At 68.8% G+C, this 22,831-nt stretch carries 27 protein-coding genes and 3 pseudogenes; 13 read left to right on the forward strand and 17 right to left on the reverse strand.

The genetic code is table 11. From position 1 onward, the window contains the following. Nucleotides 1-330: 330 nt before the first annotated feature. Nucleotides 331-832: pseudogene (locus ACIQD6_RS08135) on the forward strand (IS5 family transposase); the annotation flags it as partial. Here the strand turns inward: ACIQD6_RS08135 and ACIQD6_RS08140 are convergent. Continuing rightward, entirely contained in the window at nt 801-1,799 is a 999-nt protein-coding gene (locus ACIQD6_RS08140; RefSeq protein WP_401879646.1) for an ABC transporter ATP-binding protein, read from the reverse strand. The pseudogene ACIQD6_RS08135 and the gene ACIQD6_RS08140 overlap by 32 nt on opposite strands. Continuing rightward, a complete protein-coding gene (locus ACIQD6_RS08145; RefSeq protein WP_401879647.1) occupies nt 1,796-2,113 on the reverse strand; it encodes an ABC transporter transmembrane domain-containing protein in 318 nt (105 codons plus the stop codon). The genes ACIQD6_RS08140 and ACIQD6_RS08145 overlap by 4 nt, the downstream gene beginning before the upstream one ends. Nucleotides 2,114-2,235: 122 nt before the next feature. Between ACIQD6_RS08145 and ACIQD6_RS08150 the strand changes: the two genes are divergently transcribed. Further along, nucleotides 2,236-2,394, forward strand: coding sequence for a hypothetical protein (locus ACIQD6_RS08150; RefSeq protein WP_401879648.1), 159 nt, complete (start codon nt 2,236-2,238; stop codon nt 2,392-2,394). A gap of 170 nt (nt 2,395-2,564) precedes the next feature. Here ACIQD6_RS08150 and ACIQD6_RS08155 read toward each other — a convergent pair whose 3' ends face one another. The 3 genes from ACIQD6_RS08155 to ACIQD6_RS08165 form a co-directional block, all read right to left on the reverse strand. Then, nucleotides 2,565-3,476, reverse strand: a complete 912-nt coding sequence (locus ACIQD6_RS08155; RefSeq protein ID WP_401879650.1) for an aldo/keto reductase — start codon at nt 3,474-3,476, stop codon at nt 2,565-2,567. Nucleotides 3,477-3,616: 140 nt separating this feature from the next. Beyond that, nucleotides 3,617-4,189, reverse strand: a complete 573-nt coding sequence (locus ACIQD6_RS08160; protein ID WP_401879653.1) for an AAA family ATPase — start codon at nt 4,187-4,189, stop codon at nt 3,617-3,619. Between the two features lie 68 nt (nt 4,190-4,257). Beyond that, nucleotides 4,258-5,139 carry a class I SAM-dependent methyltransferase gene (locus ACIQD6_RS08165; protein WP_401879655.1) on the reverse strand — a complete coding sequence of 294 codons (882 nt, stop codon included), beginning with the start codon at nt 5,137-5,139 and terminating at the stop codon, nt 4,258-4,260. Between the two features lie 885 nt (nt 5,140-6,024). Here ACIQD6_RS08165 and ACIQD6_RS08170 point away from each other — a divergent pair. Next, nucleotides 6,025-7,473 (forward strand): alpha/beta hydrolase family protein, encoded by a 1,449-nt coding sequence (locus tag ACIQD6_RS08170; protein ID WP_401880736.1) that lies wholly within the window; start codon nt 6,025-6,027, stop codon nt 7,471-7,473. A 185-nt stretch (nt 7,474-7,658) separates the two neighbouring features. Here the strand turns inward: ACIQD6_RS08170 and ACIQD6_RS08175 are convergent, their stop codons facing one another. Further along, a complete protein-coding gene (locus tag ACIQD6_RS08175; protein ID WP_401879658.1) occupies nt 7,659-7,790 on the reverse strand; it encodes a hypothetical protein in 132 nt (43 codons plus the stop codon). A 124-nt stretch (nt 7,791-7,914) separates the two neighbouring features. Here ACIQD6_RS08175 and ACIQD6_RS08180 point away from each other — a divergent pair, with 124 nt between their 5' ends. Then, nucleotides 7,915-8,751, forward strand: a complete 837-nt coding sequence (locus ACIQD6_RS08180) for a hypothetical protein (RefSeq protein ID WP_401879661.1) — start codon at nt 7,915-7,917, stop codon at nt 8,749-8,751. 178 nt (nt 8,752-8,929) lie between these two features. Here the strand turns inward: ACIQD6_RS08180 and ACIQD6_RS08185 are convergent, their stop codons facing one another. Next, nucleotides 8,930-9,058, reverse strand: coding sequence for a hypothetical protein (locus ACIQD6_RS08185; protein ID WP_401880822.1), 129 nt, complete (start codon nt 9,056-9,058; stop codon nt 8,930-8,932). Here ACIQD6_RS08185 and ACIQD6_RS08190 point away from each other — a divergent pair. Together ACIQD6_RS08190 and ACIQD6_RS08195 are read left to right on the forward strand one after the other, a co-directional pair. Continuing rightward, nucleotides 9,045-9,209, forward strand: a pseudogene (locus tag ACIQD6_RS08190) (IS30 family transposase); the annotation flags it as partial. The gene ACIQD6_RS08185 and the pseudogene ACIQD6_RS08190 sit on opposite strands and share 14 nt — an antisense overlap. Before the next feature lie 8 nt (nt 9,210-9,217). Continuing rightward, entirely contained in the window at nt 9,218-9,544 is a 327-nt protein-coding gene (locus ACIQD6_RS08195) for a hypothetical protein (RefSeq protein ID WP_401880824.1), read from the forward strand. 152 nt (nt 9,545-9,696) lie between these two features. Here the strand turns inward: ACIQD6_RS08195 and ACIQD6_RS08200 are convergent, their stop codons facing one another. Then, the gene (locus tag ACIQD6_RS08200; RefSeq protein WP_401879663.1) at nt 9,697-10,581 is read right to left on the reverse strand and encodes a helix-turn-helix domain-containing protein; all 885 of its coding nucleotides are present in this window, start codon (nt 10,579-10,581) and stop codon (nt 9,697-9,699) included. 142 nt (nt 10,582-10,723) lie between these two features. Between ACIQD6_RS08200 and ACIQD6_RS08205 the strand changes: the two genes are divergently transcribed. Next, entirely contained in the window at nt 10,724-11,740 is a 1,017-nt protein-coding gene (locus ACIQD6_RS08205) for an aldo/keto reductase (protein WP_401879665.1), read from the forward strand. Nucleotides 11,741-12,424: 684 nt separating this feature from the next. Here the strand turns inward: ACIQD6_RS08205 and ACIQD6_RS08210 are convergent. After that, on the reverse strand, nt 12,425-12,874 hold the full coding sequence (locus ACIQD6_RS08210; RefSeq protein ID WP_401880738.1) for an SRPBCC domain-containing protein: 450 nt from the start codon (nt 12,872-12,874) through the stop codon (nt 12,425-12,427). A 46-nt stretch (nt 12,875-12,920) separates the two neighbouring features. Continuing rightward, nucleotides 12,921-13,292, reverse strand: coding sequence for an ArsR/SmtB family transcription factor (locus ACIQD6_RS08215; RefSeq protein ID WP_401879668.1), 372 nt, complete (start codon nt 13,290-13,292; stop codon nt 12,921-12,923). Between the two features lie 107 nt (nt 13,293-13,399). On the opposite strand from ACIQD6_RS08215, the gene ACIQD6_RS08220 reads away from it, so the two are divergent. After that, complete coding sequence (locus ACIQD6_RS08220) at nt 13,400-13,618, forward strand: hypothetical protein (protein ID WP_401879671.1); 219 nt, start codon at nt 13,400-13,402, stop codon at nt 13,616-13,618. Between the two features lie 136 nt (nt 13,619-13,754). Continuing rightward, nucleotides 13,755-15,491, forward strand: a complete 1,737-nt coding sequence (locus ACIQD6_RS08225) for an Imm49 family immunity protein (protein WP_401880740.1) — start codon at nt 13,755-13,757, stop codon at nt 15,489-15,491. Nucleotides 15,492-15,791: 300 nt separating this feature from the next. Here ACIQD6_RS08225 and ACIQD6_RS08230 read toward each other — a convergent pair whose 3' ends face one another. The 6 genes and pseudogenes from ACIQD6_RS08230 to ACIQD6_RS08255 form a co-directional block, all read right to left on the reverse strand. Beyond that, entirely contained in the window at nt 15,792-16,388 is a 597-nt protein-coding gene (locus ACIQD6_RS08230) for a GPP34 family phosphoprotein (protein WP_401879674.1), read from the reverse strand. A gap of 530 nt (nt 16,389-16,918) precedes the next feature. After that, entirely contained in the window at nt 16,919-17,263 is a 345-nt protein-coding gene (locus ACIQD6_RS08235) for a hypothetical protein (protein WP_401879676.1), read from the reverse strand. A gap of 162 nt (nt 17,264-17,425) precedes the next feature. After that, nucleotides 17,426-17,965, reverse strand: a complete 540-nt coding sequence (locus ACIQD6_RS08240; RefSeq protein ID WP_401879679.1) for an ADP-ribosylglycohydrolase family protein — start codon at nt 17,963-17,965, stop codon at nt 17,426-17,428. Between the two features lie 104 nt (nt 17,966-18,069). Continuing rightward, nucleotides 18,070-18,462, reverse strand: a pseudogene (locus ACIQD6_RS08245) (ADP-ribosylglycohydrolase family protein); the annotation flags it as partial. Nucleotides 18,463-18,510: 48 nt separating this feature from the next. Continuing rightward, a complete protein-coding gene (locus ACIQD6_RS08250) occupies nt 18,511-18,648 on the reverse strand; it encodes a hypothetical protein (RefSeq protein ID WP_401879682.1) in 138 nt (45 codons plus the stop codon). A gap of 163 nt (nt 18,649-18,811) precedes the next feature. Next, nucleotides 18,812-19,417 (reverse strand): hypothetical protein, encoded by a 606-nt coding sequence (locus ACIQD6_RS08255; protein WP_401879684.1) that lies wholly within the window; start codon nt 19,415-19,417, stop codon nt 18,812-18,814. Between the two features lie 207 nt (nt 19,418-19,624). Between ACIQD6_RS08255 and ACIQD6_RS08260 the strand changes: the two genes are divergently transcribed. Both ACIQD6_RS08260 and ACIQD6_RS08265 read left to right on the forward strand, forming a co-directional pair. Continuing rightward, nucleotides 19,625-19,777: a hypothetical protein gene (locus ACIQD6_RS08260; protein WP_401879686.1), complete on the forward strand. Its 153-nt coding sequence runs from the start codon at nt 19,625-19,627 to the stop codon at nt 19,775-19,777. 261 nt (nt 19,778-20,038) lie between these two features. Beyond that, the gene (locus tag ACIQD6_RS08265) at nt 20,039-20,467 is read left to right on the forward strand and encodes a hypothetical protein (protein ID WP_401879688.1); all 429 of its coding nucleotides are present in this window, start codon (nt 20,039-20,041) and stop codon (nt 20,465-20,467) included. Here the strand turns inward: ACIQD6_RS08265 and ACIQD6_RS08270 are convergent. Further along, nucleotides 20,443-21,114 carry a DUF4232 domain-containing protein gene (locus ACIQD6_RS08270; RefSeq protein WP_401879691.1) on the reverse strand — a complete coding sequence of 224 codons (672 nt, stop codon included), beginning with the start codon at nt 21,112-21,114 and terminating at the stop codon, nt 20,443-20,445. The two genes, ACIQD6_RS08265 and ACIQD6_RS08270, sit on opposite strands and share 25 nt — an antisense overlap. Before the next feature lie 104 nt (nt 21,115-21,218). Here ACIQD6_RS08270 and ACIQD6_RS08275 point away from each other — a divergent pair, with 104 nt between their 5' ends. Continuing rightward, a complete protein-coding gene (locus ACIQD6_RS08275; protein WP_401879694.1) occupies nt 21,219-21,440 on the forward strand; it encodes a hypothetical protein in 222 nt (73 codons plus the stop codon). Between the two features lie 314 nt (nt 21,441-21,754). After that, a complete protein-coding gene (locus ACIQD6_RS08280; protein WP_401879696.1) occupies nt 21,755-22,690 on the forward strand; it encodes a hypothetical protein in 936 nt (311 codons plus the stop codon). Nucleotides 22,691-22,831: the final 141 nt, after the last annotated feature.

The following is a 22,831-nucleotide window of genomic DNA, read 5'->3' on the forward strand; positions in this document are numbered from 1 at the left end:
AGGGCGACACGCCTCATCACGGTGTAATTCGGCATAGCCCGGTCACCAGGTCGATGCCGTTCAAACACGGCACCCGGGCAACACGTCACGACAGCGCGAACGTTGCCTGATGCGGCACTAGTGCCCTGCTGTCGCCGTGTTTGTTCGGTGTGTTGGTGTGGTGTTGAGGGGGCTGGCGGGTTGGTCGGTCCTGACGTGCCGAGTGGGGTGGCAGCTGGGGCTGGAGGCGGCTTGCGCCTGTCTCATTCCAAGACGCCCGGTTCTGTGCTGTGCTTCCTCGGGTGAAACACACGCCTGGGCGCACTCTCATATGGGCGGTATGCCCGCAGTATGGTTGAACGTCGTGCGTATCCGAGTGATCTGTCCGATGCTTACTGGGAGTTGATCGAGCCGGTGCTGGCGGCCTGGCGCTTCGAGCGCCGAGGCCGGCCCTGAACTTCGGCCGGCCTCCCGAGCACGACCTGCGCGAGATCATGAACGGCATCCTGTACGTGGACCGCACCGGTGTGCAGTGGCGCTACCTGCCGCACGACTTCCCGCCCTGGGAAACCGTCTACGGCTACTTCGCCAAGTGGCAGAAGGAAGGCATCTTCGCCCAGCTCAACGGCCTGCTGCGAGAGCGCATGCGACAAAAGGAGGGCCGGAACGCCACTCCGTCGGACTGCGTGATCGACGCGCAGAGCGTCAAAACGTCCACCAGCGTCCCCGCCACCAGCCCGGGCACGGACGCCGGCAAAAAATCGTGGGCCGCAAGCGGAGCATCATCACCGACACCCTCGGCCTGCTGCTCGCGGTCCTGGTCACAGCGGCCAGTGTTCAGGACTCCGTCGCAGTCCGCGCTCGATGTAGACCACGTGGTCGGCGAGCGCGATGGTGGCCTGCCGGTAGGCGACCAGGACCAGCGTGGACGGCACCCGCGCCTCCCGCAGGCGTCCGAGGATCAGGCTTTCGATCTGCGGATCGATGCTTGACGTCGCGTCGTCGAGGACCAGCAGCCGCGGCGTGCGCACCAGGGCACGGGCCAGGGCGACACGCTGGCGCTGGCCGCCGGAGAGCGTGGCACCCCGTTCGCCGACCCGGGTGTCCAGCCCCTGCGGCAGCGATCGCACGACACCGGCGACCTGCACCGCCTCCAGCGCCTCCCATACCTGCTCGTCCGGAACCTCCATGCCGAGCAGCACATTGCCGCGCACCGTGTCGTCGAAGAGCAGGGCCTCCTGCGGCACGAACGCCACGGCCGAGGACACCTCACCGGACCGCATCTCACGGGCGTCCTTGCCGTCCATCAGGATATTGCCCTCATGCGGGTCGACGAGCCGCACCATGAGCGCCGCCAGCGTCGACTTGCCGGAGCCGGTCGGGCCGACCACGGCCACGGTTCGCCCGGAACCGACCCGAAGAGTCACGTCGTGCAGTACGTTGCCGCTGTCGTAGGCGTAGCTCACGCCGCGCGTGTCCAGGCTGATCGGACCGGCGTCCGAGAGCCGCAGCTCGCCCATGGGCTGCTCGCCCTCGGCGTCCAGGACGTGCCGTACCCGTGACCAGCCCACGGAACTGCGGGGCAGTTCGGCCAGCACCCAGCCGAACGCCCTTACCGGGAAGGCAATCATGGTGAAGAGGTAGGACACCTGTACGAGTTCGCCCACGGTGATCGCTCCGGCCGCCAGCCGCACCGTACCCACGGCGAGCACGGTGAGGATGCCGAGGTTGGGCAGGGCGTCGAGCACCGGGTCGAAGCGGCCGCGGGTCCGGCCCACCTCGACGTTGGCATCGCGCAGCCGTTCCGCGGCGACGGTCATCCGCTGTGTCTCGTGGGCCTCAGACCGAGGGTCTTGACGACGACGGCACCGTCGAAGCTCTCGTGCGCGATATCGCTGACCTCGGCACGCAGGCTTTGTGCGCGTGCCGCCAGGGGCGACAGTCTGCGCTGGTAGAACACGTTCAGCAGACCGATCGCGGGAAAGACCAGCAGGCTCACCCCGGCGAGCACCGGATCCACCAGCGTCATGGAGACGATGGCGGCGAGCAGCATGACCACCACGCCGATCGCGGTGGGCAGTGGCACGATCGGCGACCACACCGCCTCCACGTCCGAGTTGACGTTGGAGAGCAACTGCCCCGCCGGGTGCCGCCGGTGCCAGGAGAGGGGGGAGCCGCAGATAGCGGTGCACGACCTTGCGGCGGTACGTGGCCTGGAGCCGGAACTGCATCATGCCGGCTCCGACCCGGCGTCCGATGACGCCGACCACGCGGAGCATCGCCACCCCGAAGATCGCGAGTCCGGCGCCGACGAGCGCTGCGGTGGTGGTCCGGCCGGTGTCGAACGCGGGCAGTACCACGCCCTCGGTGATGTGGCCCAGCACCCAGGAAGTGGCGACCGGAGCCACGCCGTAGAGGCAGCTGGCCAGCAACTCCGCGATGAAGATCCACGGTGCCTCACGTACGGCGACGGAGACCTCTGCGGAGGGTGAACCTGTCAGTTCCGGACACGGAGAGAGGTTCCTTCGTACGGCGTCCGCGTGGCTCGGGACCGCGTGGGGGCGCCGTGCCGGCCGCGTACGGGATCATTGGCGGGCTCCGGCCGGTTCCGGCAGGGCGTCCAGCAGCGCCAGTTCCGCGTCGTCCAGCCGGACGTCGGCGGCGGCGATGTTGTCCGCCAGGTAGCGGGGGTTCTTGGTACCGGGGATCGACACCACGTGCTCACCTCGGGAGAGCACCCATGCCAGGGCGACCTGGGCGGGAGTGAGGCCGCGTCGCCCGGCGACCTCGCGCACACCCTCGGCGAGCGGCAGGTTCGCCGCGAAGTTCTCCCCCTGGAAACGTGGAATCGTCCGCCGGAAATCGTCGGCCGGGATGTCGTCGGCCGAGCCGAACCGGCCCGCGAGGAAGCCCCGGCCGAGCGGGGAGTACGCGATGAGCATGATCCCCTCCCGGGCGGTGAACGGCAGCAGTTCCACCGCCCTGTCCCTGGTCCACAGCGAGAGTTCGCTCTGCACCGAGGCCACCGGGTGCACGGCCTGGGCGCTGAGGACCTGGTCGGGCGTCACGTCCGACAGGCCCAGCATCCGCGCCTTGCCGGCCTTCACCACCTCGGCCATGGCCTCCCAGGTCTCCTCCAGCGGCACCTCGGGGTCGACCCGGTGCAGTTGGTACAGGTCGACGTAGTCGGTGCCCAGCCGGCGCAGGCTGGCGTCGATCGCGGCACGGATGTGTTCGGGCCGGCCGTCACGCCGCAGCCGGGTCCCGCCGGCTACGAAACCCACCTTGGTAGCCAGGAACGCCCGCTCCCGGCGGACGGCGAGCGCGCGGTCGACCAATTCCTCATTCGTGTGGGGGCCGTAGACGTCGGCGGTGTCGATCAAGGTGGCACCGAGATCGAGGGCGCGGTGGATCACGGCGACCGAGGTGGTGTCGTCCCGCCCGGCGGGATCGTAGGCGTACGACATGCCCATGCAGCCCAGGCCGATGACACCCACCGGCTGCCCGTACCGATGCTGTTCGAATGGTGCGCAACGCGGTTCCTACTCAGGGGCGTTGGAGCGCGCACGGGAGACCGGACCGGCCGGACGCGCAGGGGGAGATCCTCCGTCGCCGGCCGGTCCGGCCCATGAGTCGTTCAGGAGACGGCGCCCTCGGTCCAGGCCCGGTCCAGGATCTCGTCGACCGTCTCATCGACGGTCTGCGACGAGGTGTCGAGCCAGAGCCCGATCCTGGGCGTGCTGTCCCGCAGCACCTTGTCCAGGTCACGCGGCTGCCAGTCCGGCCCGTATCCCGACTTCGCCCGCTTCTCCTCGCGTTCCGCGACGGCGTCCGGGTCGGGCGAGAGCACGACAACGGCGAGCGGACGGCTGGTGATGGACTCGGTGATCTCGGCCAAATGCTCACCCAGCAGGATGTCCTGGACGATGGCCGTGAACCCGGCGCGGCAGTATGCGTCGGCGGACGCGGCGGCGAGCTGGTGCCGCAGTCTGAGCTGGGTGAGGGCATCCGGCAGCGGATCGGCAGTCATGTGCACCTGGCCGTTGACGATCATGCGGCGGAAGGAGTCACCGCGCACGTGGACGGAACGGGTTAAACGCTCGGCGAGTGCCTGCGCGACGGTCGATTTACCCGCTGCGGAGATGCCCGAGATGACGATGACGCCGGGGTTTTCTCCGTCCTGGGGAGATGTGGTGGTGTTCTCGGTCATGAACGGAAGGAGTTCCTCTCTGGTGAGCCGCCGCGCGAAAGGCGGGACGGCGGCAACGTGACGTGTCGCTAGGCGCGTTCGAGGACGAGAAGGTCCATCGAAGCGGGCCGTTCGGCGGAAATGCCCCAGGTGCCGAGTCGAGGCTCCCGGCGCATGTGCAGACCATCTCGTGCCGCCACCGCCTGAATGTGCTCCAGGCGATAGGCGATGACGTACGTCGGTTCGTCTTCCGAATGCCCGAAGTAATCGCCGCGATCGTGCGTGAAGCTGAACGCGGTATTGCCGCGGGAAATGTTCTCGGCCACCTTGTCGTCCACCAGGTAGGCGGTGGCGAAACACTGTCCCCCGGGCCGGAGCACTCTCGCGGATTCCGCCAGATAGTTGTCCACCTCCTCCGGCAGCAGGTGACTGATCAGCCCGACAAGAGCGGCGATGTCGAAGGCCGCGTCATCCGAGGGAAAGCGGAAGCCGGACGCGGAGAGGGATCCCTCGGGGTTGTAGATCTCCTGGCGGATGTCGACGTGCTCGAAGAGGAAGTTCGGGTGGCGGGAAGTGATCGCCGAGCTGCACCACTCGATCGCGTGCGGCACGATGTCGAAGCCCAGGTACGAGCCTTCGGTGAGCACGTCTGTCAGGGGTACCGCGATGCGGCCCGCTCCACAGCCGGCGTCCAACACGTCGTGGGACGGGCTCATGCCCAGTTCGTCGCGCATGTAGGCGGTGATCTCACGGCCGACCTTGAGGAAGTCGCCGTTGCCGATGAAGCGACGGTAGCGGCGGGGCGGCAGGAGCTGGTGCTGCCTGCCGCGCGCCTGCTCCAGCAGGTCCAGCAGGTGGAGCCCCGCGCGGAAACCGGAGCCACGTAATCGCTCGATGGCACCGGCCCGGCGGAGCGACGAGGTGTACTTCGTCGCCCTGAGCGACTTCAAGTCGGACTTGTTGCCCGGCACAGGTGAATCCTCTCCGTGATCTCAAGAATCGATGTCGAGACGGAACGGCGCCGTCGGCCCGAAGAGGGTCTGTGCCGCCTCCGTGTACGTCCCGGCAGGAGCGCGACAGGCACTCCTCCCCACGTGATCAGGATGACGATCCGCCAGACGCCGGTCAACAGCGCATTCAGAATCCGAATCGAGACGCTCGCGGCCTTCGCATTCGAACATCGGTTCCGGTGCTTCCGGAAAAAGGGAGAAGGGCCGGAGAGTGCACCGTCCGCCTTACTGAATCAACGGTCCGCGTTTTCCGAACAATTATGGCGTGGACCGGATAGAGCACTCCTCGAAGAGGCGGAGCCGCTCGCGCGGACAGGAGATCCACACCGCCGTCCCCTTACTCGGATAAATTGGCGTGTCCCTGACGCATCACCGGAACCCATCCCGGATCGATCTCTCCATGAGACGACCGCGGGGACACGGGTGCGGTCATGGAGCAGCCTCAGAGGGTTATTCGCTGTCCCGGGAGCGCGCTTCCGGCAGGCCGCAGCATCGCTCCCGCCGAGCGGCTTGCGGCCACGCTTGATCGGCGGCTCTCCGTCGGGCTGTTCCGGCCCGGTGAACGATGTCATCGAGGTGACTCCTCATGCCCGGCGGTGCTGACTGCGGCGGCCGGGTGATCCGTGGCAGCGCTGCGTCGCGTCTCCGTACCGTGGAGCGCGGCGGTGATCTGCTGCACCGGCAGTCCGAGCGAGAGCGGACGGGACGCCTTGGGCGGAGGACGCGAACACTATGAACGCAATGACCAACGGGTAGTCCCCACACGCGGTGCTTCCTAACATCCCGGATCGCAGCGCAATTTCACGCAGCGCATCCACAGGAGCCGCTCCCTTGAACACACTTGACATGCCCGTACTGGGTCGTCGACGACTCTCGGCCCATCGCTACCGTCCGGCAGTGCTGGCCGCCGGGCTCGCCGTAGCACTCCTCGGTACGCTCGGCAACGCCCCCGTGCCCCAGGCACAGACCACACAGCCCGCGGCAGCCACCTGCCCGCCCAATCTGGTCGGGAAGGCGAAGTGTTACACCGGCCAGGACAGCAACGGGGCGCACTACACGATGGCCGTTCCGGCCCGCTGGAACGGATCCCTCGTCGTGCACGCGCACGGCGGCCCCGATCTCGGCGACTCCTCGGACCCGTCCCGCAGCACCGACGATCTGGAGCGCTGGGCGGTGATGGTCGACGAGGGATACGCCTGGGCTGCCTCCTCCTACCGCCGCGGTGGCTACGGGACGCGGATGGCCGCCGCCGACACCGAGAACGTGCGCCGCCTGTTCGTCTCGGAGTTCGGCAAGCCGAAGCGGACCTATGTGCACGGCCAGTCCTGGGGCGGCAACGTCGCCGCCAAGGTCGCGGAGACCTACGGAGCGCGGCCTGGTGCCTACGACGGCGCGCTGCTGACGAACGGCGTCCTCGGCGGCGGCTCTCGCGGCTACGACTACCGTGTCGACCTACGGGTGGTCTACCAGTACTACTGCCGCAATCATCCCCGGCCCGCCGAGCCGCAGTACCCGCTGTGGCAGGGACTGCGCGCGGGCTCCACCCTGACGAGCAACGGACTCCGTGCCCGCCTGCGGGAGTGCACCGGGTACGACTCCGCCCCCGGGGACCGGACCGCGCTGCAGCAGCGCAACCTCGACGACGTCCTCGCCGTCACTCGCATCCCGGAGCGCTCCCTCGAGTCACATCTGCAGTTCTCGACCTTCACCTTCCGGGACATCGTCTCCAGCCGACTCGGCGGCCGCAATCCCTTCAGCAACCAGGGTGTGCGGTACACGGGTTCTCACGACGACAAGGCGCTCAACGCGGGTGTCGAGCGGTTCTCGGCCGACCCCACTGCGCGTCGTGATCTCTCCTACGACAGCGACCTCACGGGCAAGGTCTCCATCCCGGTCCTCACCCTGCACGCGATCGACGACCCGACGGCCTTTGTCGAGCACGAGGCGGCCTACCGCGCCACTCTTCAGGGCGCCGGCAGGGACGGCAACCTCGTCCAGACCTTCACGAAGGAGACCGAGCACAGCGCGCTGAGCGACTCCGAGTACGCCAACTCCCTTGCGGCTCTGAACGCCTGGGTACGCGACGGACACAAACCGACCCCGCGCTCGGTCGCGGCCTCCTGCGAAGCCTTCGACCGACGCTACGGCAGCGGGTGTTTCTACGACCCGGCCTTCCATCCCGCGCCGTACGCCTCGCGGATCCTGCCCCGGCCGGGCGGACTCGCCTGGCCCGCCATGACCGCGGCGCAGGAACGGGCGTGGAGCCGGATCGACGGCGTGGGGATCGCTCCCTGACCGTTTCCACCAGGCCTCCGGCCATCCACATCACGGTCCCGCGCTCCGAAGACCACGCACTGGGCAAGGACCGGCCACCTCCCAGAGCCTCTGCGAAACGCTCGCCGAAATCGGAGCCTCCACGCTCAAGAGGAGATCCGCCCTTGGGGCCCCTCGCCGCTCCCGGCCGGCTCCGAGGCCGGCGGCTACGCCGCGGTGAGCACGGCGTCCCGGGCCGCCGTGACGGGTCCGCCGAGACGATCCGCCGGGGCGGGAGGCCGTCGTACGGGACGCTCGCTGGAGGCGACGGCACCCCGGCCGGCGCAGGTGACAGCCATGGTGGCAAGCGGTGAGAGGCTGGGACCGCAGACGTAGCCTTTATGTCTGCGCCTGCGGTATTGGCCGCCCGGCACCGGGCGGCCAATACCCGGACATCCGCAAGGGAAGGCGGGGGAACCGCTGGTGAGTCTTCGCGTCTATCTGGACAGTGCCCGACAACCCCGCATGCCGGACGGGTCGGCGGGTGAATGGGCCGGATTCTTCGACGGAGCGGCCGAACTGGAGGCCAAGAACTGGCCTCCGCTGCTGTGGTGGGCGATGTTCGGCCCCGGAGACCTCCTGGAAGCGAGGATCGCCGACACCGAGGACGCCGGCACCGACGAGCACGCGGAGCTACTGAGCGAGTGGGGCGAGGCCACCTACCCATACCTGGTGGTCGACCAGCAGACGGCACTGTCGCACCTCCGCGCCCGGCAACCCGCCTTGACCAGCCGGGTCGGCCCGAGATTCTCGCCCGTCTTCGACGCGTTCGCCGCACTCATCGACACCCGGTTCGGTCCGTACGTGCTGCTGCGGACAGGAGCGTTGGCCCACGACGGTGAAGGTGACATGCGTCTGCTGTTCACGGAGACCTTGGCCGACCTGGCCCGTATCGACGCCGGTCACCCCACTGCCGCGGGCGGGCCGATCGACGGGCTGACCGCGGATTTCGAGCGATGGCAGCACATGGACCCGACCTGGCTGCTGGCCGGTGCCGGCGACGGATGGCCGACCGTCGCGCTGCGGGAGCAGTTCCCCGCCGCCCCGAGCCATCGGCCGTCCAGGCGGAGGGCCGCTCGATCCAGCACACTGGACTGGATGTTGGGCGTTCTCGCCGCAGCCTTCGGCATCGGCGCGTACTGGCTCAGCCAGAGCGTCTGGCCGGCCGCTCTCGCCTTCGCCGCGGTCCCGGCCACACTGACGGCACACCTCATCCGGCGCCAGCACAGGAAGCCGCGAAAGTCCCCACCGCGGCAGTGACTGAACGCAAGCGTCAGAAGGGCGCCGCCTCGCATCCCTGACTGAGGCAGTCAACCGGGAAACCACGCAGGGACCGAACCTGCGCCCCGCGCGTTCCGGAATTCCGGAAGGCGCGGATCTGGTGTCAGCGGACTCCCTGACACCCTCTACCCGACACGCGCGTGATCGACGAACGCGGTCAACGCGCCACAGTCACGTCGGGCTGCCCGTCGGGAAGGAAGTACCCGGCTTCCGGGACGAGGACGCCGGTCACGCGGTGCACTTCGAGGACGAGGCCGACATCGAAGACGAGCTCGAACGAAAACACCGACGGCCTGCTCCGCCAGTACTTCCCCAAGGGCACCAACCTGGCCCGGCACGCCCGCGAAGACCTCGACGCCGTCGCCGCCGAACTCAACAAGCCACCCACGCAAAACGCTCGGCTGGAAACCCCAGCCGAGCGCCTGTCTAAACTGCTCGCGGCGCGATGGCGCCGGTCGGGCAGCACACGGCCAACCTCCGCCGGAAGGGCGGTCTCGGGAAGGACGCGGACCGGGCGGCGCAGCGCGCGAAACAGCTGACCGCGATCGCCTCGGACTGGAACTGCCCTTGGCCGCTGGACCGGCAGCGCCACTACCGCGTGCCCGCCGACCTCGTCGATGCCGACGGCGTCCTGCACTACATCGCGCCGGATGTCGTCTCAAGGGCGACGACGTGGGCAAGTGGCGGTGGTGGCAGCAGGAGCCGGGCACCTGGGCGCAGCTGTCGCCGAGCAACAGGAGCGGCTGACGGCGCTGGGCATCAAGGCCGCTGAGACCCCGCCTCCCGCCCCGGCAGCCGCTCGCGCGACGCGCAAGGCCAGCAGCTTGCCGAGCCGGGCCCGGCTGCGGAGGTCATGGCCCTGGTCGAGACCGGTACCCGGGCCCTGCTCGACGCGGTCCCGGGCCCGGACTGCGGCGAGCGGCTTCAGGGCCGTGGGGCGTCCGGTTGTGCGGCTGGTACCGGGTGCTGCGGAGACCGGGACCAGCTGGCCAGCAGCTTCAGGCGTTCCGCGGAGGGGGACCCTGGTTCGGCGGTGGAGACGCCCAGGGTCTGCTCGGGGTCGTCGGCGGCGGCGAAGGCCTCGTAGCCCAGGACGAGGTCGCCGACGACGGGATGGTGGAAGCGTTTGGTGCCGTGGGTGCGCTGGAACACGTCGTGGCCGGCCCACCAGTGGCGAAAATCCGCGTCCTGTACGGACAGTTCGCCGATGAGCTCGGCCAGGGCGGGGTCATGCGGGCGACGTCCTGCGTACAGGCGAAGTGAGGCGACGATACCGCGGGCGGCGTCTTCCCAATCGGCGTACAGGGTCCGGAAGTGGTCGTCGAGGAAGACCAGGCGGGCCATGTTGCGGCTGCGGGCGGGCAGGACCTCGAAGTCCGTGTACAGGGCGCGGGCGAGGTGGTTGGCGGCCAGGACGTCCATGCGGCGGCCGTAGACGAGGGCGGGGACGTCGGTGAGGCTGTCGAGCAGCAGTCGCAGACCAGGGCGGACGCGCTGCGGGGGCAGCGTGCGAGGACGGGCGCGGGCCGGTTTGGCGATCCGGAACAGGTGGGCGCGCTCCAGATCGTTGAGGCGCATGGCTCGGGCGATCGCGTCCAGGACGGATGCGGAGACGTTGAGGTGGCGTCCGCGCTCCAGGCGGATGTAGTAGTCGACGCTGACGCCTGCGAGCTGGGCGACCTCCTCGCGCCGTAGGCCCGGAACGCGGCGGGTGCCGGGCTGGGGTACCAGGCCCGCCTCCTCGGGGGTGATCTTCGCGCGGCGCGAGCGGAGAAAGTCCCGCAGCTCGCTGTTCGGTTCCTGGGCCATGCCACCACCGTAGACCGGGGTGACCCGGGGGTAGCTGCGCCAAAGGGGGTTTGTTGGACCCCCGGTCAGAGCGGGTCTCCCGCCCCGGCCGCGAGCGGTGCTCGTCTGAGGGGAAGCAAGCACGCACCTGGAGGAACCCCTGATGAAGCGCAGGATTCTCGGCGGCACCGGCATGTCGGTGAGCGAATACGCACTCGGCACGATGATGTTCGGCGCGATGGGCAACACCGACCACGACGAGTCGGTCCGCATGATCCACACGGCACTGGACGCCGGGATCAACCTCATCGACACCGCCGACGTGTACTCCGGCGGCGAGTCGGAGATGATCGTAGGCAAGGCGCTGAAGGGCCGCCGCGACGACATCGTCCTGGCCACCAAATTCGGGCTGGCGATGGGCGAGGACCCCAACCGGGGCGGCGGCTCGGCCCGCTGGATCCGCCGCGCGGTGGAGGACAGCCTGCGCCGCCTGGACACCGACCACGTCGACCTGTACCAGATGCACCGCCCGGACCCGCACACCGACATCGACGAGACCCTCGGCGTCCTGTCGGACCTGGTACGGGCCGGGAAGGTCCGTGCCATCGGCGGCTCGTTCTCCTCCCCCGAGGAGATCGTGAAGGCCCAGTGGACGGCCGAGCGGCGCGGCCACCACCGTTTCCGCACCGAGCAGCCGCCGTACTCGATCCTCACCCGCGGTGTGGAGAGCCGGGTGCTGCCCACCGCCCAGCGCTACGGCATGGGCGTGCTGACCTTCGGCCCGCTCAACTCCGGCTGGCTCTCAGGCCGCGCGGATCCCACCGCCGGGCACCGCAGCGCAGGCGCGGGGGCGAAGATGTTCGATCTCACCCAGCCGGGCGTACAGGCCAAGGCCGACGCCGTGCGCAAACTGACCGCTCTGGCCGCTGAGGTCGGCCTGCCGCTGCCTCATCTGGCCACCGCTTTCGTCCGTGCCCATCCGGCGGTCACCGCGGTACTCATCGGCCCACGTCGCCCCGAGCAGCTGACCGATCTCCTCGCCGCGTCCGGCGTAGAACTCGGCGACGACATCCTCGACCGCATCGACGAGATCGTCCCGCCCGGCGTCGACGTGAATCCGGGCGACTTCTACATCGACCCCACCCCGCCGATCACCGACAAACGCCTGCGCCGCCGCTGAAGCCCACTCGCCTCCAAAGCCAGACTTCCGTCGGCTGCCTCGCGGGAGCTGCATGCCTTGCGTCCCTCACGCTGCCACGGGGCCTTGAGCTGCGGTGAAGGGGCCGAACAGTGTTGTCGCTCGCTTGTCCCGGCTCTTGGTAAAGGGCCAAGAGCCGGGAAAGCGCAGGGACAAGAGAGACGAGCTGTCAGGCCCGGTGGCTGTGTGCGTAGATGACCGTCCCGCACTCTTCACCGATCCGGAGGCGGGCGCGGATCGCGCGGGCCAGGGTGACTGCCTTCTCGAGATCCGGCCTCTTTCTTGGCGCGGGTCGAGATCTTCTCCTGGAAGACGCGGTGAGCCCGGCCTCGGGAGTCGAGCTGGTAGTCCAGAGACTCGCGGGCGGTGGAGGTCCCCGGCGCGGTGTTTCACAGGCGACCATCCAATGCCTCGGAGTCCTCGCCCAGCGCCGGCGGCTGGACCGCATGTGGCGCGCCGGATGGGCAGTCGGCCGGCTGTCCTTGCTCACCGCTGTCAACTTGTAAATGGTGGGAGAAATGACGGCACTGTGGTGTGAGTCGACGGTCCGCCGTTCTCACAGACGGCGGACCGTCGCGACGGAACCGACCTGTCGGTGTCCGAGCAAAACTGCCAGGCGTGGCCGCCTCTTCCGGGCCCGACCCTCTGGTCAGTTACTCGATTGCGTCAGGCAGTCATCGCCCTGCCGGTCTCCAGCAGGGTCTTGAGGTCGCTGAGCAGAAGGCTCCAGCCACCACCCGCTTCGCTGATTTCACCCGCGACCTGAGCTGCGTGGACCGGCGCGCCGGTGACGTCGTGGATCACGGTGAGTTTGGTTACGTCGCCGTACGGCTCTTCCTCGATCTCGTAGGTGAGGCGCGTGAACGGCTCGCCCGCCAGCTCGGGAGAGAAAAGCATCCGGTACGTCTGGACGAGTTTGCGCGGCGGATCGGCTTCGACGATCTCCCCTTCGATGATCTGCTCCGGTGCACCCCGCCGACGCATCTCGTCGCTCGACAGCACCCGGTATGCACCGCCGACGCGGGCGTCGAGTTCGGACGCACAGCGGTAACCGTACTTTTCGCTCCACCCGGGCTTCGTAATCGCGTCCCAGACGGCCTGGGGTGTCGCCCTGATGTAGACCCGGTGGACTGAACCGTCGTGGTCTCCTCGGCTGCGACTGTCATGTGTTCTCCTCCAGTTCGCTCTTGAGCTCGGCGAGCGCCGTCACATGACGCTCGGTGTACTTGTCGATCCACCGGTCGTGGACCAACCGGATCGGCACCGGGTTCAGGAAGTGCAGCTTCTCCCGGCCGGACTTACGCGTGACGACAAGTCCGGCCTCCTCCAGCACCTTCAGGTGTTTCATCGCTCCGTACCGCGTCATCTCCAGCTCGGACTCCAGCTCGGTCAACGTGCGGCCATCGCGCACGAAGAGCAGATCCAGCAGGAAACGATAGGCCTCGCGCCGCTCAGCGGACCACGACGATGCCCCGGAATCCCACACTTCGGCCGGCGGCACCATGTGGTCGATGTCGATTTTCGCGGGGTCCATGACGGTAACTCCGTCGTAGTAGCTGTACCAGCTGCCTGTGAGGATCCGGCAGTCGGCTCCGACGGTCGGGGCGGTCCTGGACTCAGATTTCAGTACCTCCATACGGGTTGCAGCCGTCGCGGTCGCTGTCCACCGAAGCGGTACGGACCTACGCCGAGCGTTACCGCGAGATCTACCAGCAGGCTCTCGCCGAGAACGACGTCCAGACCGTCATCGAACGCATCCTCACCAGCTCGGTGCACGAGTTCACCCAGCCCGAAACACACCCCGGATGCCTCATCAGCAGCCAGACATCATCCGTGTCGTGGCGGTCGAGCCGCCGCTGACGCCCCGGTCACGAGGCATGCCCCGTGGCCCGGCCGCGACCGAGTGCCCGGCAGCCGCTGACCTGTCAGACCTTGCGCCTAGGCTGTCGTGGAGATTCGATCAAGGAGTTCGGCAGTGCGAATAGAGCGTCACCAGGTGGGCGGGGCCGCCGTGTCAGCGGCGCGTGAGGACTTCACCCACCGCATCGGGGGCCAGGTGCGGTCCATGTCGAGGGCTGGACGGATGACCACCTACGAGTGGCAGTACATCGCCGAGGAGTTCCTCGACTACCTGGGCGCGCTCTCCATCGAGACACCCGACCTCGCGACGGCGGAGGCCCGGGCGGCGCTGAAGGACGCCTCGGAGGCAGCGGCCGGCGCCGTCGCCTACGCGGCGTACCACCCGCACTGCAGCTTCCAGGTCTTTCTGAACTACGTGAATTTCGGCATGAGCTACGACCCGGGCGAGGACGCCCCCGCGGAGAGCGTCACACCCGGGAACTGGATTGACGCGCTCTGCCTGACGGTCCTCAGGGACAAGGCCACGTTCCACGGCGAGGCCTTCCACTTCGCCCGGGGGAAGTTCGCCGCGCACGCGCAGGGCACGCCCACCGGGGAACTCGCCACGGGACTGATGGCCGTGTTCCTGGACGACACCGGCGACGACGAGGAGTACCCGCCGAGCGCGCAGGCCAAGCTCAACGCCGTCGACGCGGCCCTGGACCGCGTCCGTACTCGCGCCCAGGAGAGCGGCGAGCCCCTCCTGAAACGCCCGGACAGCGCCGCGCTGCTCACGCTGCGCGCCCTGGCCGCCGAAGACCGGGATGCCTTCGACGCCGCGCTGACCGACCTCCTGGTCGGGCACGCCGCCGCGCACGGCCCCGCGGCCTCCCCCAAGACTCTTCTGCCGCTCGTCCCCATCGCCCTTTCCGCGTTCGCCTACCGGTCTCTGGGCTGGGCGCCCGCCGTCCACACCGAGTACCTGCCGCACGCGCTGGTCACCGGCTTCGAGACGCGGGGCCCCCGTGTCGCGGCGTTCGGCCGGAACCGGCGGCCGGACGCGGTCGCCACGCTCGCCGCGGGCTTCCTGGTGGTGGAACGGCCGCCCTGCGAGCGGATCGTGGACGCGCGGGTCACGGCCCTGTACGAGAAATCCCTCCAGGAGGCGTTCACCCCTGTCGGCGGAGAACCTCCCGCCATCAGCCGGCTCGTCAGCGTCATGGGTGACCAGGAGCGCCTCTTCAAGTGGCGCGCGGGGGACCCCGGCAGTGTCACCGACGCGCAGCGCGCGACCCTCAGGCTGGCCTCCCAGATGGGGGCGGCGCTGTTCCGCATCGGCCTCGCGGAGCCGGGCACCCAGGCCGAGGTGAGCGTCGACGGACGCACGCTCCACTACCCGGCCTACCGGGGCGAGAAGATCGGCGCCGGCAACTGGCAGCGGGCCGTCGCCGTCGCCCTGATCACCGGCACACGTGAGGACCTCGCCCCCCTCATCCTCACCGGCCCCGCCTTCGCCCGCCCGGACGGCTCCGCCTTCAGCGCGTACCGCGAAGCCCTCCACGCCTACCTGAAGTGCTCCGATCCCGAAGCGGCCGCGCAGCGGGCGTTGGAGCAGGCAGAAAGGGCCAAGGACTGGGGCTTCGCCATGCCGCCGGCCGTGCTGCTGTCGCAACTGGTGGAGGGCGACGAGGAGAGCTTCAACCTGGCCCTGGCCGACGCGCTCGAAGCGCACCGCGACTACTACCGGGTCGCCGACCGCTCCGACGATCCGGACGTCTCCGTCGACCTCGACATCCTCGCCCTGGCCTGCCACGCCCGTCGCCGCGGCTGGGCGATCCGCGTCGAATCCCCCTACCTTCCGCAGGACCTCCTGTGGGCCGCCGAACCCTTCTAAAAGGCATATCCGGCCGCCCGCACGAAAGCACCGGCCCTGAGTCCGTGCCACGCCTGGACTGGATGTTTGGCGCCGGCGGGCGAAGACGAGGGGCGGTAGCCGTCATTCTCCAGACTTGGCGGTGTCTCATGAGACACCGCCAATCAGACTGTGGGCCGGACGCACACCCAGCTTCCAGGTGTACGCCGCGCGCCCCTGACCGGAACTGGTCCACGGACATGCCGTAGGCGCCGCCCGACTGCCCTGCGACCGCTCACCGTCGCGGTGGGACTCGACCGATCCCTCGAAGGCCGGCGCGGTTCACGGTCCGCGCCAGAGGTTGGCGAAGGCCGCGTTCTCGATGGTCCGCCTCTGGCGTACGGCCTCCAACTCCATCACCGCGTCGTGGACGGCGGCCAGCACGGTCGTCACCGCCTCGTCATCGAGGCCGGGCTCATCGTCGGATCGTTCGTCTATGCCCACGACCGAGGCGAGGGCGGCCAGGACGGGTTCCTTCTCTTTCCAGCGGTCGGCCGCACGGCGGCGCGCGGGCGTATCGACCGCTTCCACGCGTTCCGAGCCGAAGGACAACCGGCCGCTTCGCTGCGGCTTCAGCTCACCGTTCTCCTCCAGGGCGGCCTGGTACGCGGCCGAGAGGTCTCGGCCCCGGCGCCACAGCCAGTCCTCGATCCGCTCGTAGGGCGCCTGCCGAGTGAACTCTGCCGCAGCCTCGCCCATGAACCGATCGTCCAGCGTCGGCTGGCCACCCGGAACGATGCGGTCGCCGTCCACGGCGACCGCCCCCGCGCCGATGAGATCGATCAGCTCGGCTCCCGCGAGGGCGAGGGACAGGTCGCCCTGTCCCACGGATTGCTTCAGGTCCATGGCGATGATGAACAGGTCTTTCGCCGTGGTCATGATCGGCTCCCCTCGGAGACATCAACAAAGGTACGTCCCCAACAACCGGGCCCGCGTCCGAGGCCGGACCGGCGGTGGGGTGACTGTCACGATCAGTATCGCCCCGCCTGCGCGGCCGAAGCCCTTTCGTACGGCAGCGGGAGTTTCTGCCGACGACGTCAGAACGGCGGGTCCTCTCTGTACTGGATCCCCGAGCCGCTTCGTCCGCCTGTCCGTCGAGCGGCTGCGAACGGTCGACGGGAACAAGATCATCAGGCTGCGTCTCCGCACGAGTTCTGCCACATGGAGGGATGAACCTGTTGAAGCACCTGGAGAACCGTCCGCTTTCTGTTCGAATTTCTGCTCGAACAGCGGCGGCCGCGATCCGGCGCGCGGCAGCGCGGTCACGGAACGGGCCGGCATCGGCTCGACGGGCGGCGAAAGGTACATTCTTCCGCTCCTACGCGATCCGCCCCGCGTTCGCCCTCCGCCCGGGCGCCGGGACTCGGCGCCCGGGCGGGGCGGATGCGCTCACGCCCGCTCCTGGCAGGTCACGCGTGGCTGAGGATGACCACCAACGCGGTGGCCTCGGCGAGAACCTGGACAGCGAGCGCCGCCTGGCGCACCCGCACGGCCGGCGCCACCAGTGCGACGAGGAGCGCCACCGCGCCGAGGGCGGCGCTCCACTCGAACAGCCAGCCGGGCAGTCCCGGGGCGCACTGCTCGCCGTAGGTCATGCACCGGGAGGCCTGCTCCGAGGCCAGCGTCAGGATGCCGGTCGCCACGGCCGCCGGCACGAACAGGAAGGCGGCCACGGCGGCCCACAGCCGGGTGCGGTCCATCGGCGACGGGGACTGCACCGGGCGAGCGGAGACGGAAGCGGATGCGTTATTCATGCCCTCATCCAATACGGGCGGCCGGCGCCGCACAGCCGCCGGGCTACTCAGATCCAGCTGGGGTGTAATTCCTCATTCGTGAGTAGCCGGTTCCATCTCGGCCCAGAGTGGGCTGCTGGACTGTCGAGATGGGCTGTCGACATGGTCCCGCGGGCACCGGGCTCACCCCTGGGTGTTCCGGGTCCGTCGACTTAGGACCTTCAGTTCGGCGACCACGACGTCCGACAGGTCGAGCATTGCTACCTCGTCCGCATCGACCCCACCGACATTGGCCCCACCGCCCTCCTGGATTAGAGCGTTTGTGGGCATGATCCGGTGCTGGTCCAAGACCGGTTCAGTCTCCGAGGCGGTGTGCGAGGTGAGCAGATCTGGCAGGTGCAGCACACTTCCGGCGAATCCAGGGAGGGGGGTGTGGAGTGGCTGGGTCCAGTGGGCGGGGATCGCGTCCAGTCCGTAGTAGGCGCTCGCGATGGCTCCGGTGACCGCGGCGACGGTATCCGTGTCACCTCCGAGGTCGATGGCCGCGCGTATCGCGTCTTCGAAACTGGTGGTGGTGCGCAGGGCCCAGACAGCGGAGCCCAGGCAAGGCCAGACGGCACCGTTGAACTCGGTCGCCTGATCGGGATGCCAGTCAGGTGCGAGGACTGTGGCGTAACGGCCGCAGTGGTCGGGGTGGACGAGGGCAGGGATGCCCGGGAGCATAGTGAGGAGGTCGGTGTCTTCGAGCGTGACGCGATGAGTTCGGGGAAGAGGGCGGTGTCTTCCCAGGCAGCACGGTCGCCGTGCGTGAGGACGGCGACGCGGCGTGCCGCGTCCATGGTGGCCTCTCGGCCGTCAGACGCGACGTGGACCGCGAAGGTCACAGCCCGCACCATGGAGCCGTTTTCCGCAGCTCGCTGGTTGACCTGGAAGTGGATCGCGGCGGCAGGGTCCCAGGGCAAGCCGTCGGTCAGGACGTCTTCGGTCTGCAAGCCGATGTCCTTGGGGCCGAGGCGGCCCATCGCTGGAACCGGGCGAAGACGTCCGGCAGGTCCAGTCCGCCCCGCTCGAGCGGACTCCGCGACCAGCACGGCCATCTGTGTATCGTCGGTGGCCTCGACCGGGTCCCAGCCACCGCCTCCGCTCAACTCGCCACCAGGCACGGGGAACCGCGCGGAGAACGCTCCCTGGGGGCCGAACTCGAATGGGCCCCAGGGCATCACCCACCGCTGAGCCGACGATCACACCGGCGGTCCGCTGAATCCGCTTCATTCACGCAGGCTATCCGTGCCGCGTAGTACGCCTCCGGTGTACTCCAGCTGGTCCGCCTCCAGGTGTGCGAGGTGCTCGACGACCGCTGCGCGGTCGCGTGCGGCGTAGGCGCTCAGCAGGTCGAGTGCCCGCACGAAGCCTCGTTCATCCGGGGGTCGGTGAAGTCCCCGAAGTCCTTCATCGAATCTCCGTGCCCGTGCTCGATCGGTCGGGCGCGGGGCACCGTGAGCCCCAGGTCGAGGCGCTTGTCCATGTCCAGGCCCAAGGTGTCGTACTCCCACTACCCAGGAGAGGTGTTCAGCGGTAAGGGCTCCAGCGGCCGAATCGGGCCACCAGCTTCCGCGCCGCGTTCTGATCCAGCCCGAGGGCGGCGGCTGCCTGTTCGGCGGTCGCGTCCTGCCGGGCATCGTGGGCCGGCCAGTAGCCGGTCTCCACGGCGGTTACCTCCAGTCGGCGGGCTGCCCGCAGCGCTGCCAGCGGTGAGGTCTTCGCGAGCTTCCCGATCTCTTCTTCCACCTGGGCCAGGAGAGCGGTGAATGTCTCCGGCAGAGGAATGGCGGACATCTCTACCTCATCGGTGTGCTCATCCCATTCGCGAGAGCATGCGTCCGGCGCTGCCAAGCCCGCATCGAGCAGCTTCTGGTCGCCGATCTCGTCCCAGTCGAGTCGGTGCTCTGTGCCGGTCCAGCCACAGGAACACACCGCGCGCAGCGCGGCCGCCCGGGGTCCGTGCGCGAAGCGCCCGTCGTAGAAGCTCCACTGCGAGACCGATTGTCCGCCCCCACCGGAACTCATTGCCAAAAAGACGGGTTCCGGAACGGTGCCATCGGCCAGGAGCACACCGACCGCGCCTTCGTGCGAGGCACCGAACTCCTCCGTTGTCCACGTCTCCCGCTCACCCATGGAACCCGCCCTTCCAGCCGCTTCACCTGCGCCGAACGCGCCCCGGATCCGGGGCGCCGGAGACGACGATGCCGCAGTTCAGGGGGCGGCACTACCAGAATCACCAAAGCGGTGGAGGCCACGGCCCGCCCGTGGTCGACAGCCGCCGTACGACCTCGATACATCACGGCTCTGCTGGATCGGCTGGAGGGCGGCCGAGATGCCGCAGTGCGCCAGCACGCCGCACAGGGCGGCTCGTACGGTGCGCCGGGGCGCGCCATGGGCGTCGGCAGGGCCACCGCGCAGTCGCGCCGCGACACGCTGCTGAAGCCGGAGAAAGTCCCGAGCGTGATGGAGCAGCGGGCCACCGGCAGTAGCTGACCGGTGCGCCCTGCGCGGTCGTCAGTACAGGTCGAGGACGGCGCGGAGCGCCTGGCTGACGTGGTCCATGACGTCGATGGCTACGGCCGTGCACGGCAGGAATGTCTGCCGACAAGGCCGTGATCGAGCTCATCGGCACCGACGGCTCAACCCCTACCTCGCCGCGTGCGGCGGCTTCCCAGAGGCCGCGCTCGCGCTGTATCGGTGGAACAGCAACCTCACCGCAGCGTGTTCTTTCGAACCGCTGGCCACCTGAAGATCATGCTCCGCAACGTGCTGGATGCCCGGCCTGTACGCCATCAGCAGCGCCAGGGACGCACCATCGAGTGGTACGACGACGTGTCCGTCCCGCTCAGCGGCAAGACCCGCGCCGACATCGACAAGGCCCACCAGCGCGCCCGAAGAAGCGCGGCTGCCACACCGCGCGGAAAGATCATCGCGGAGCTGAGCTTCGGGTTCTGGCGCTTCTTACTGGCCCGGCAGTACCGGGCCAGTCTCCGGCCCAGTACTGCCCTCGCACACGCGCTACCTCGGGTCCCGGCTGAGCTGAGCCGTCGACCAGCGGTAGCCGAGCGCGACCACGCGAGTGGTAAGCAGGACCGCAGGCCGCCGTGCCGTGCGCACCGGATGTGGAAGCGCAGTCCGGACGGGGTTTCCGGTCGCCCCTACTTGGTCGTGTGCGTGGGGTAGACCTCAACGTCGGTGTAGGCGCCCTTGATCTCCCCCGCGCCCGCAGGCCACTTCAGGCTCACGGTGTGGGTCTCGTTCGGAGGCGTCACCTCGATGTCGGTCGGGGACGCGAGGCTGTCGCCGGTGTTGTCGATGTCGTAGGCGAGGTTGAAGACAGCGGCGTCGCCCGGCTTCAGGGTGGTGACTCGCGGCTGGGCGTGGCCGCGCTCGATGGGGTTCGAGGTGTTGTCGGCGTCCTTGATGTTGACGCCCGCAAAGCCTGTCGCCGAACAGGTGGTCGAACCCCGGTTGATCATGGTGATGTCGATCCTGCCGGAGTCCACGTCGGGCGCGGCGTCCGTGGCGTCGATGGCCAGGTCCTCCGTCTTGCAGAACGTGACCTTGCCGCCGGTCTTCGTCGAGCCGTTCGCGGCGTTCGCACGGGCCTCAGTGCCCTCGCCGGAGCCCGACTTCGCGTTGCTGGCCTCCGAGCCGTCGGCGCCCGAGCCACCCTCCGGCTTCGAACCACCGTCCGAGGAGAAAGAAGACGAGGACGAGGAGCTCTTGGAGGGCGAGTCCTTCCCGGAGCCGTCGCTGCCACAGGCCGTGAGCGAGAGGGTGGCGGCGACGCCGACGGCGGCGAGAGCAGTGATGCGGGTGTACTTCACGGTGTTTCCCCAGGAGTAGCGCGGTGCATGTGGTCGGAAGCATTTGTATCTCGCACCGAGTTACAGGCGGTCCTCCGCGACGTCTTCGTTCTGTCACAGGCATATTGACCTCACGGTCCGCCAAGGCGTCACCATACGGTCACCAAGGGGAGGAGGCCCGCGCCGAGATCCTGGCGCGGCATCCGAAGGCGCGGCTGGAGGTGTGCCGGGTCGACCTGGCCGACCTGGCCTCGGTAGAGGAGTTCGCTGACGGGCTCATCGCCGATGGCACGGCCCTCGATCGGCTCGTCAACAACGCGGGGGTGATGGCGCCGCCCACCCGATGACCACCGCCGACGGCTTCGAGCTTGCAAATGGGCAGCAACTTCTTCGCCCCCTTCGCCTTGACAGTCCGTCTTCTTCCGCCCGAGCCCTCTGCAAGTCCCAGTTGCACCAGGCACCGGTGGTGCTCTTCCTGTCGGGCGCTTTGCCGTATGCATCGCGTACGAATGTGTTCGATGGTGAGTATGGCGATGTCCCAGCCACGGAAGGGCTGGAAAGCGCCGCGTCAGGCGAAGGCTTTGCGGGGAGGTACGAGCAACTACATCGCTCGGAGTAGCCAGGGGGTCACGTGGGGTGGAAAGACGCGTTCGGTGAAGCGATGAACGAACTGGGGACGATACACAGGCAGTTGGAGCGTCTCGATGACCCAACAGTCGGGCTGACCGCGCTGCACGGGGAGCTCACCCAGACCCGCCTGAAGATCCTCGAACTCATACAGGGGGGCGTCACCGGACTGCGCGAAGAGAACCGGGAAGTACGCCGACGCCAGGACCGGATGATCAGCGACCTGAACGAGACGCGGAGCGAGCTTCGGGAACTGCTGGACCTCGCCGACGTCCTCCGCCCCTTCGTACCGGCCGATAGGCCGGGCGGGCAGGCCGACCAGGGCGCGCAGACGGATCCTGAGGAGACGACGCCACCGGAACGCGGCGTTGAGGACGGCTACGGCTCCGCCGCCCCCGACACAGCGCCTCCGGCCGTCTCATCCGACACCAACTCACAGGGGGGAACTATGGAACACGCCAAGCGGCAGCCGCCCGAAGCTGGGAGCCACGACCAGGACGTCGCTCTCAGGAACGCCATCGAAGCCGCTTACCGGGGCACGGACTCCTCCGTCGACCAGCCTTCCACTACCGGACGGGCACCCGCCGACGCGAAAGATCCGCAGGTCGCCCACGGCATCCTGCTGCTGAAGGCCGCCGGCGTGGCCTCCGCGGAACTGACGGCGCACCGCGACACCTGGGAGTGGCTTGCCGCCCTGGCCGTAGACCACGACCACTTCCGCACCCCGCCCGCTGTCGAGGACATCAAGGAAGGCCGCGTCCGAACCGTCCTGTCCGGACGCTCACTCATCGCGCTGCTGATCAAACTGTGGAACACCCGCTCCACCGCCGCCCCGCTGGAGGGCGACTGGGCACTGGCTACGACCTCTTACAACCGCATCGCGGACGAACTCGCCAACGTCACCGGACAAGGCGAGACCATCCCCATCGTTCTGGACGACGGACTCCCGCGCCAGGAGACCGACGGCTGACCAGCACACCGACTGAACAACTACGGCGGTCGCACCGGATCGATCCGGTGCGACCCCCCGCTGTGCCACACCCCCGGCCCCCCCCCCGCCCCCCCGCACACGGGGGGCCCCCCCCCCCCGATAGACCTGGGCCCGGCCCCC

It is taken from the genome of Streptomyces sp. NPDC088400 (assembly GCF_044753355.1).
In the GTDB taxonomy this organism is placed as follows: domain Bacteria; phylum Actinomycetota; class Actinomycetes; order Streptomycetales; family Streptomycetaceae; genus Streptomyces.

Coding starts and splice junctions, on each gene's coding strand:
- ACIQD6_RS08140 (WP_401879646.1), bottom strand. CDS start 1,799: ATGACCGTCGCCGCGGAACGGCTGCGCGATGCCAACGTCGAGGTGGGC.
- ACIQD6_RS08150 (WP_401879648.1), top strand. CDS start 2,236: ATGACGCCGACCACGCGGAGCATCGCCACCCCGAAGATCGCGAGTCCG.
- ACIQD6_RS08160 (WP_401879653.1), bottom strand. CDS start 4,189: ATGACCGAGAACACCACCACATCTCCCCAGGACGGAGAAAACCCCGGC.
- ACIQD6_RS08170 (WP_401880736.1), top strand. CDS start 6,025: ATGCCCGTACTGGGTCGTCGACGACTCTCGGCCCATCGCTACCGTCCG.
- ACIQD6_RS08175 (WP_401879658.1), bottom strand. CDS start 7,790: ATGGCTGTCACCTGCGCCGGCCGGGGTGCCGTCGCCTCCAGCGAGCGT.
- ACIQD6_RS08195 (WP_401880824.1), top strand. CDS start 9,218: ATGGCGCCGGTCGGGCAGCACACGGCCAACCTCCGCCGGAAGGGCGGT.
- ACIQD6_RS08200 (WP_401879663.1), bottom strand. CDS start 10,581: ATGGCCCAGGAACCGAACAGCGAGCTGCGGGACTTTCTCCGCTCGCGC.
- ACIQD6_RS08205 (WP_401879665.1), top strand. CDS start 10,724: ATGAAGCGCAGGATTCTCGGCGGCACCGGCATGTCGGTGAGCGAATAC.
- ACIQD6_RS08215 (WP_401879668.1), bottom strand. CDS start 13,292: ATGGACCCCGCGAAAATCGACATCGACCACATGGTGCCGCCGGCCGAA.
- ACIQD6_RS08230 (WP_401879674.1), bottom strand. CDS start 16,388: ATGACCACGGCGAAAGACCTGTTCATCATCGCCATGGACCTGAAGCAA.
- ACIQD6_RS08235 (WP_401879676.1), bottom strand. CDS start 17,263: ATGAATAACGCATCCGCTTCCGTCTCCGCTCGCCCGGTGCAGTCCCCG.
- ACIQD6_RS08240 (WP_401879679.1), bottom strand. CDS start 17,965: ATGCTCCCGGGCATCCCTGCCCTCGTCCACCCCGACCACTGCGGCCGT.
- ACIQD6_RS08255 (WP_401879684.1), bottom strand. CDS start 19,417: ATGGGTGAGCGGGAGACGTGGACAACGGAGGAGTTCGGTGCCTCGCAC.
- ACIQD6_RS08265 (WP_401879688.1), top strand. CDS start 20,039: ATGCTCCGCAACGTGCTGGATGCCCGGCCTGTACGCCATCAGCAGCGC.
- ACIQD6_RS08280 (WP_401879696.1), top strand. CDS start 21,755: ATGAACGAACTGGGGACGATACACAGGCAGTTGGAGCGTCTCGATGAC.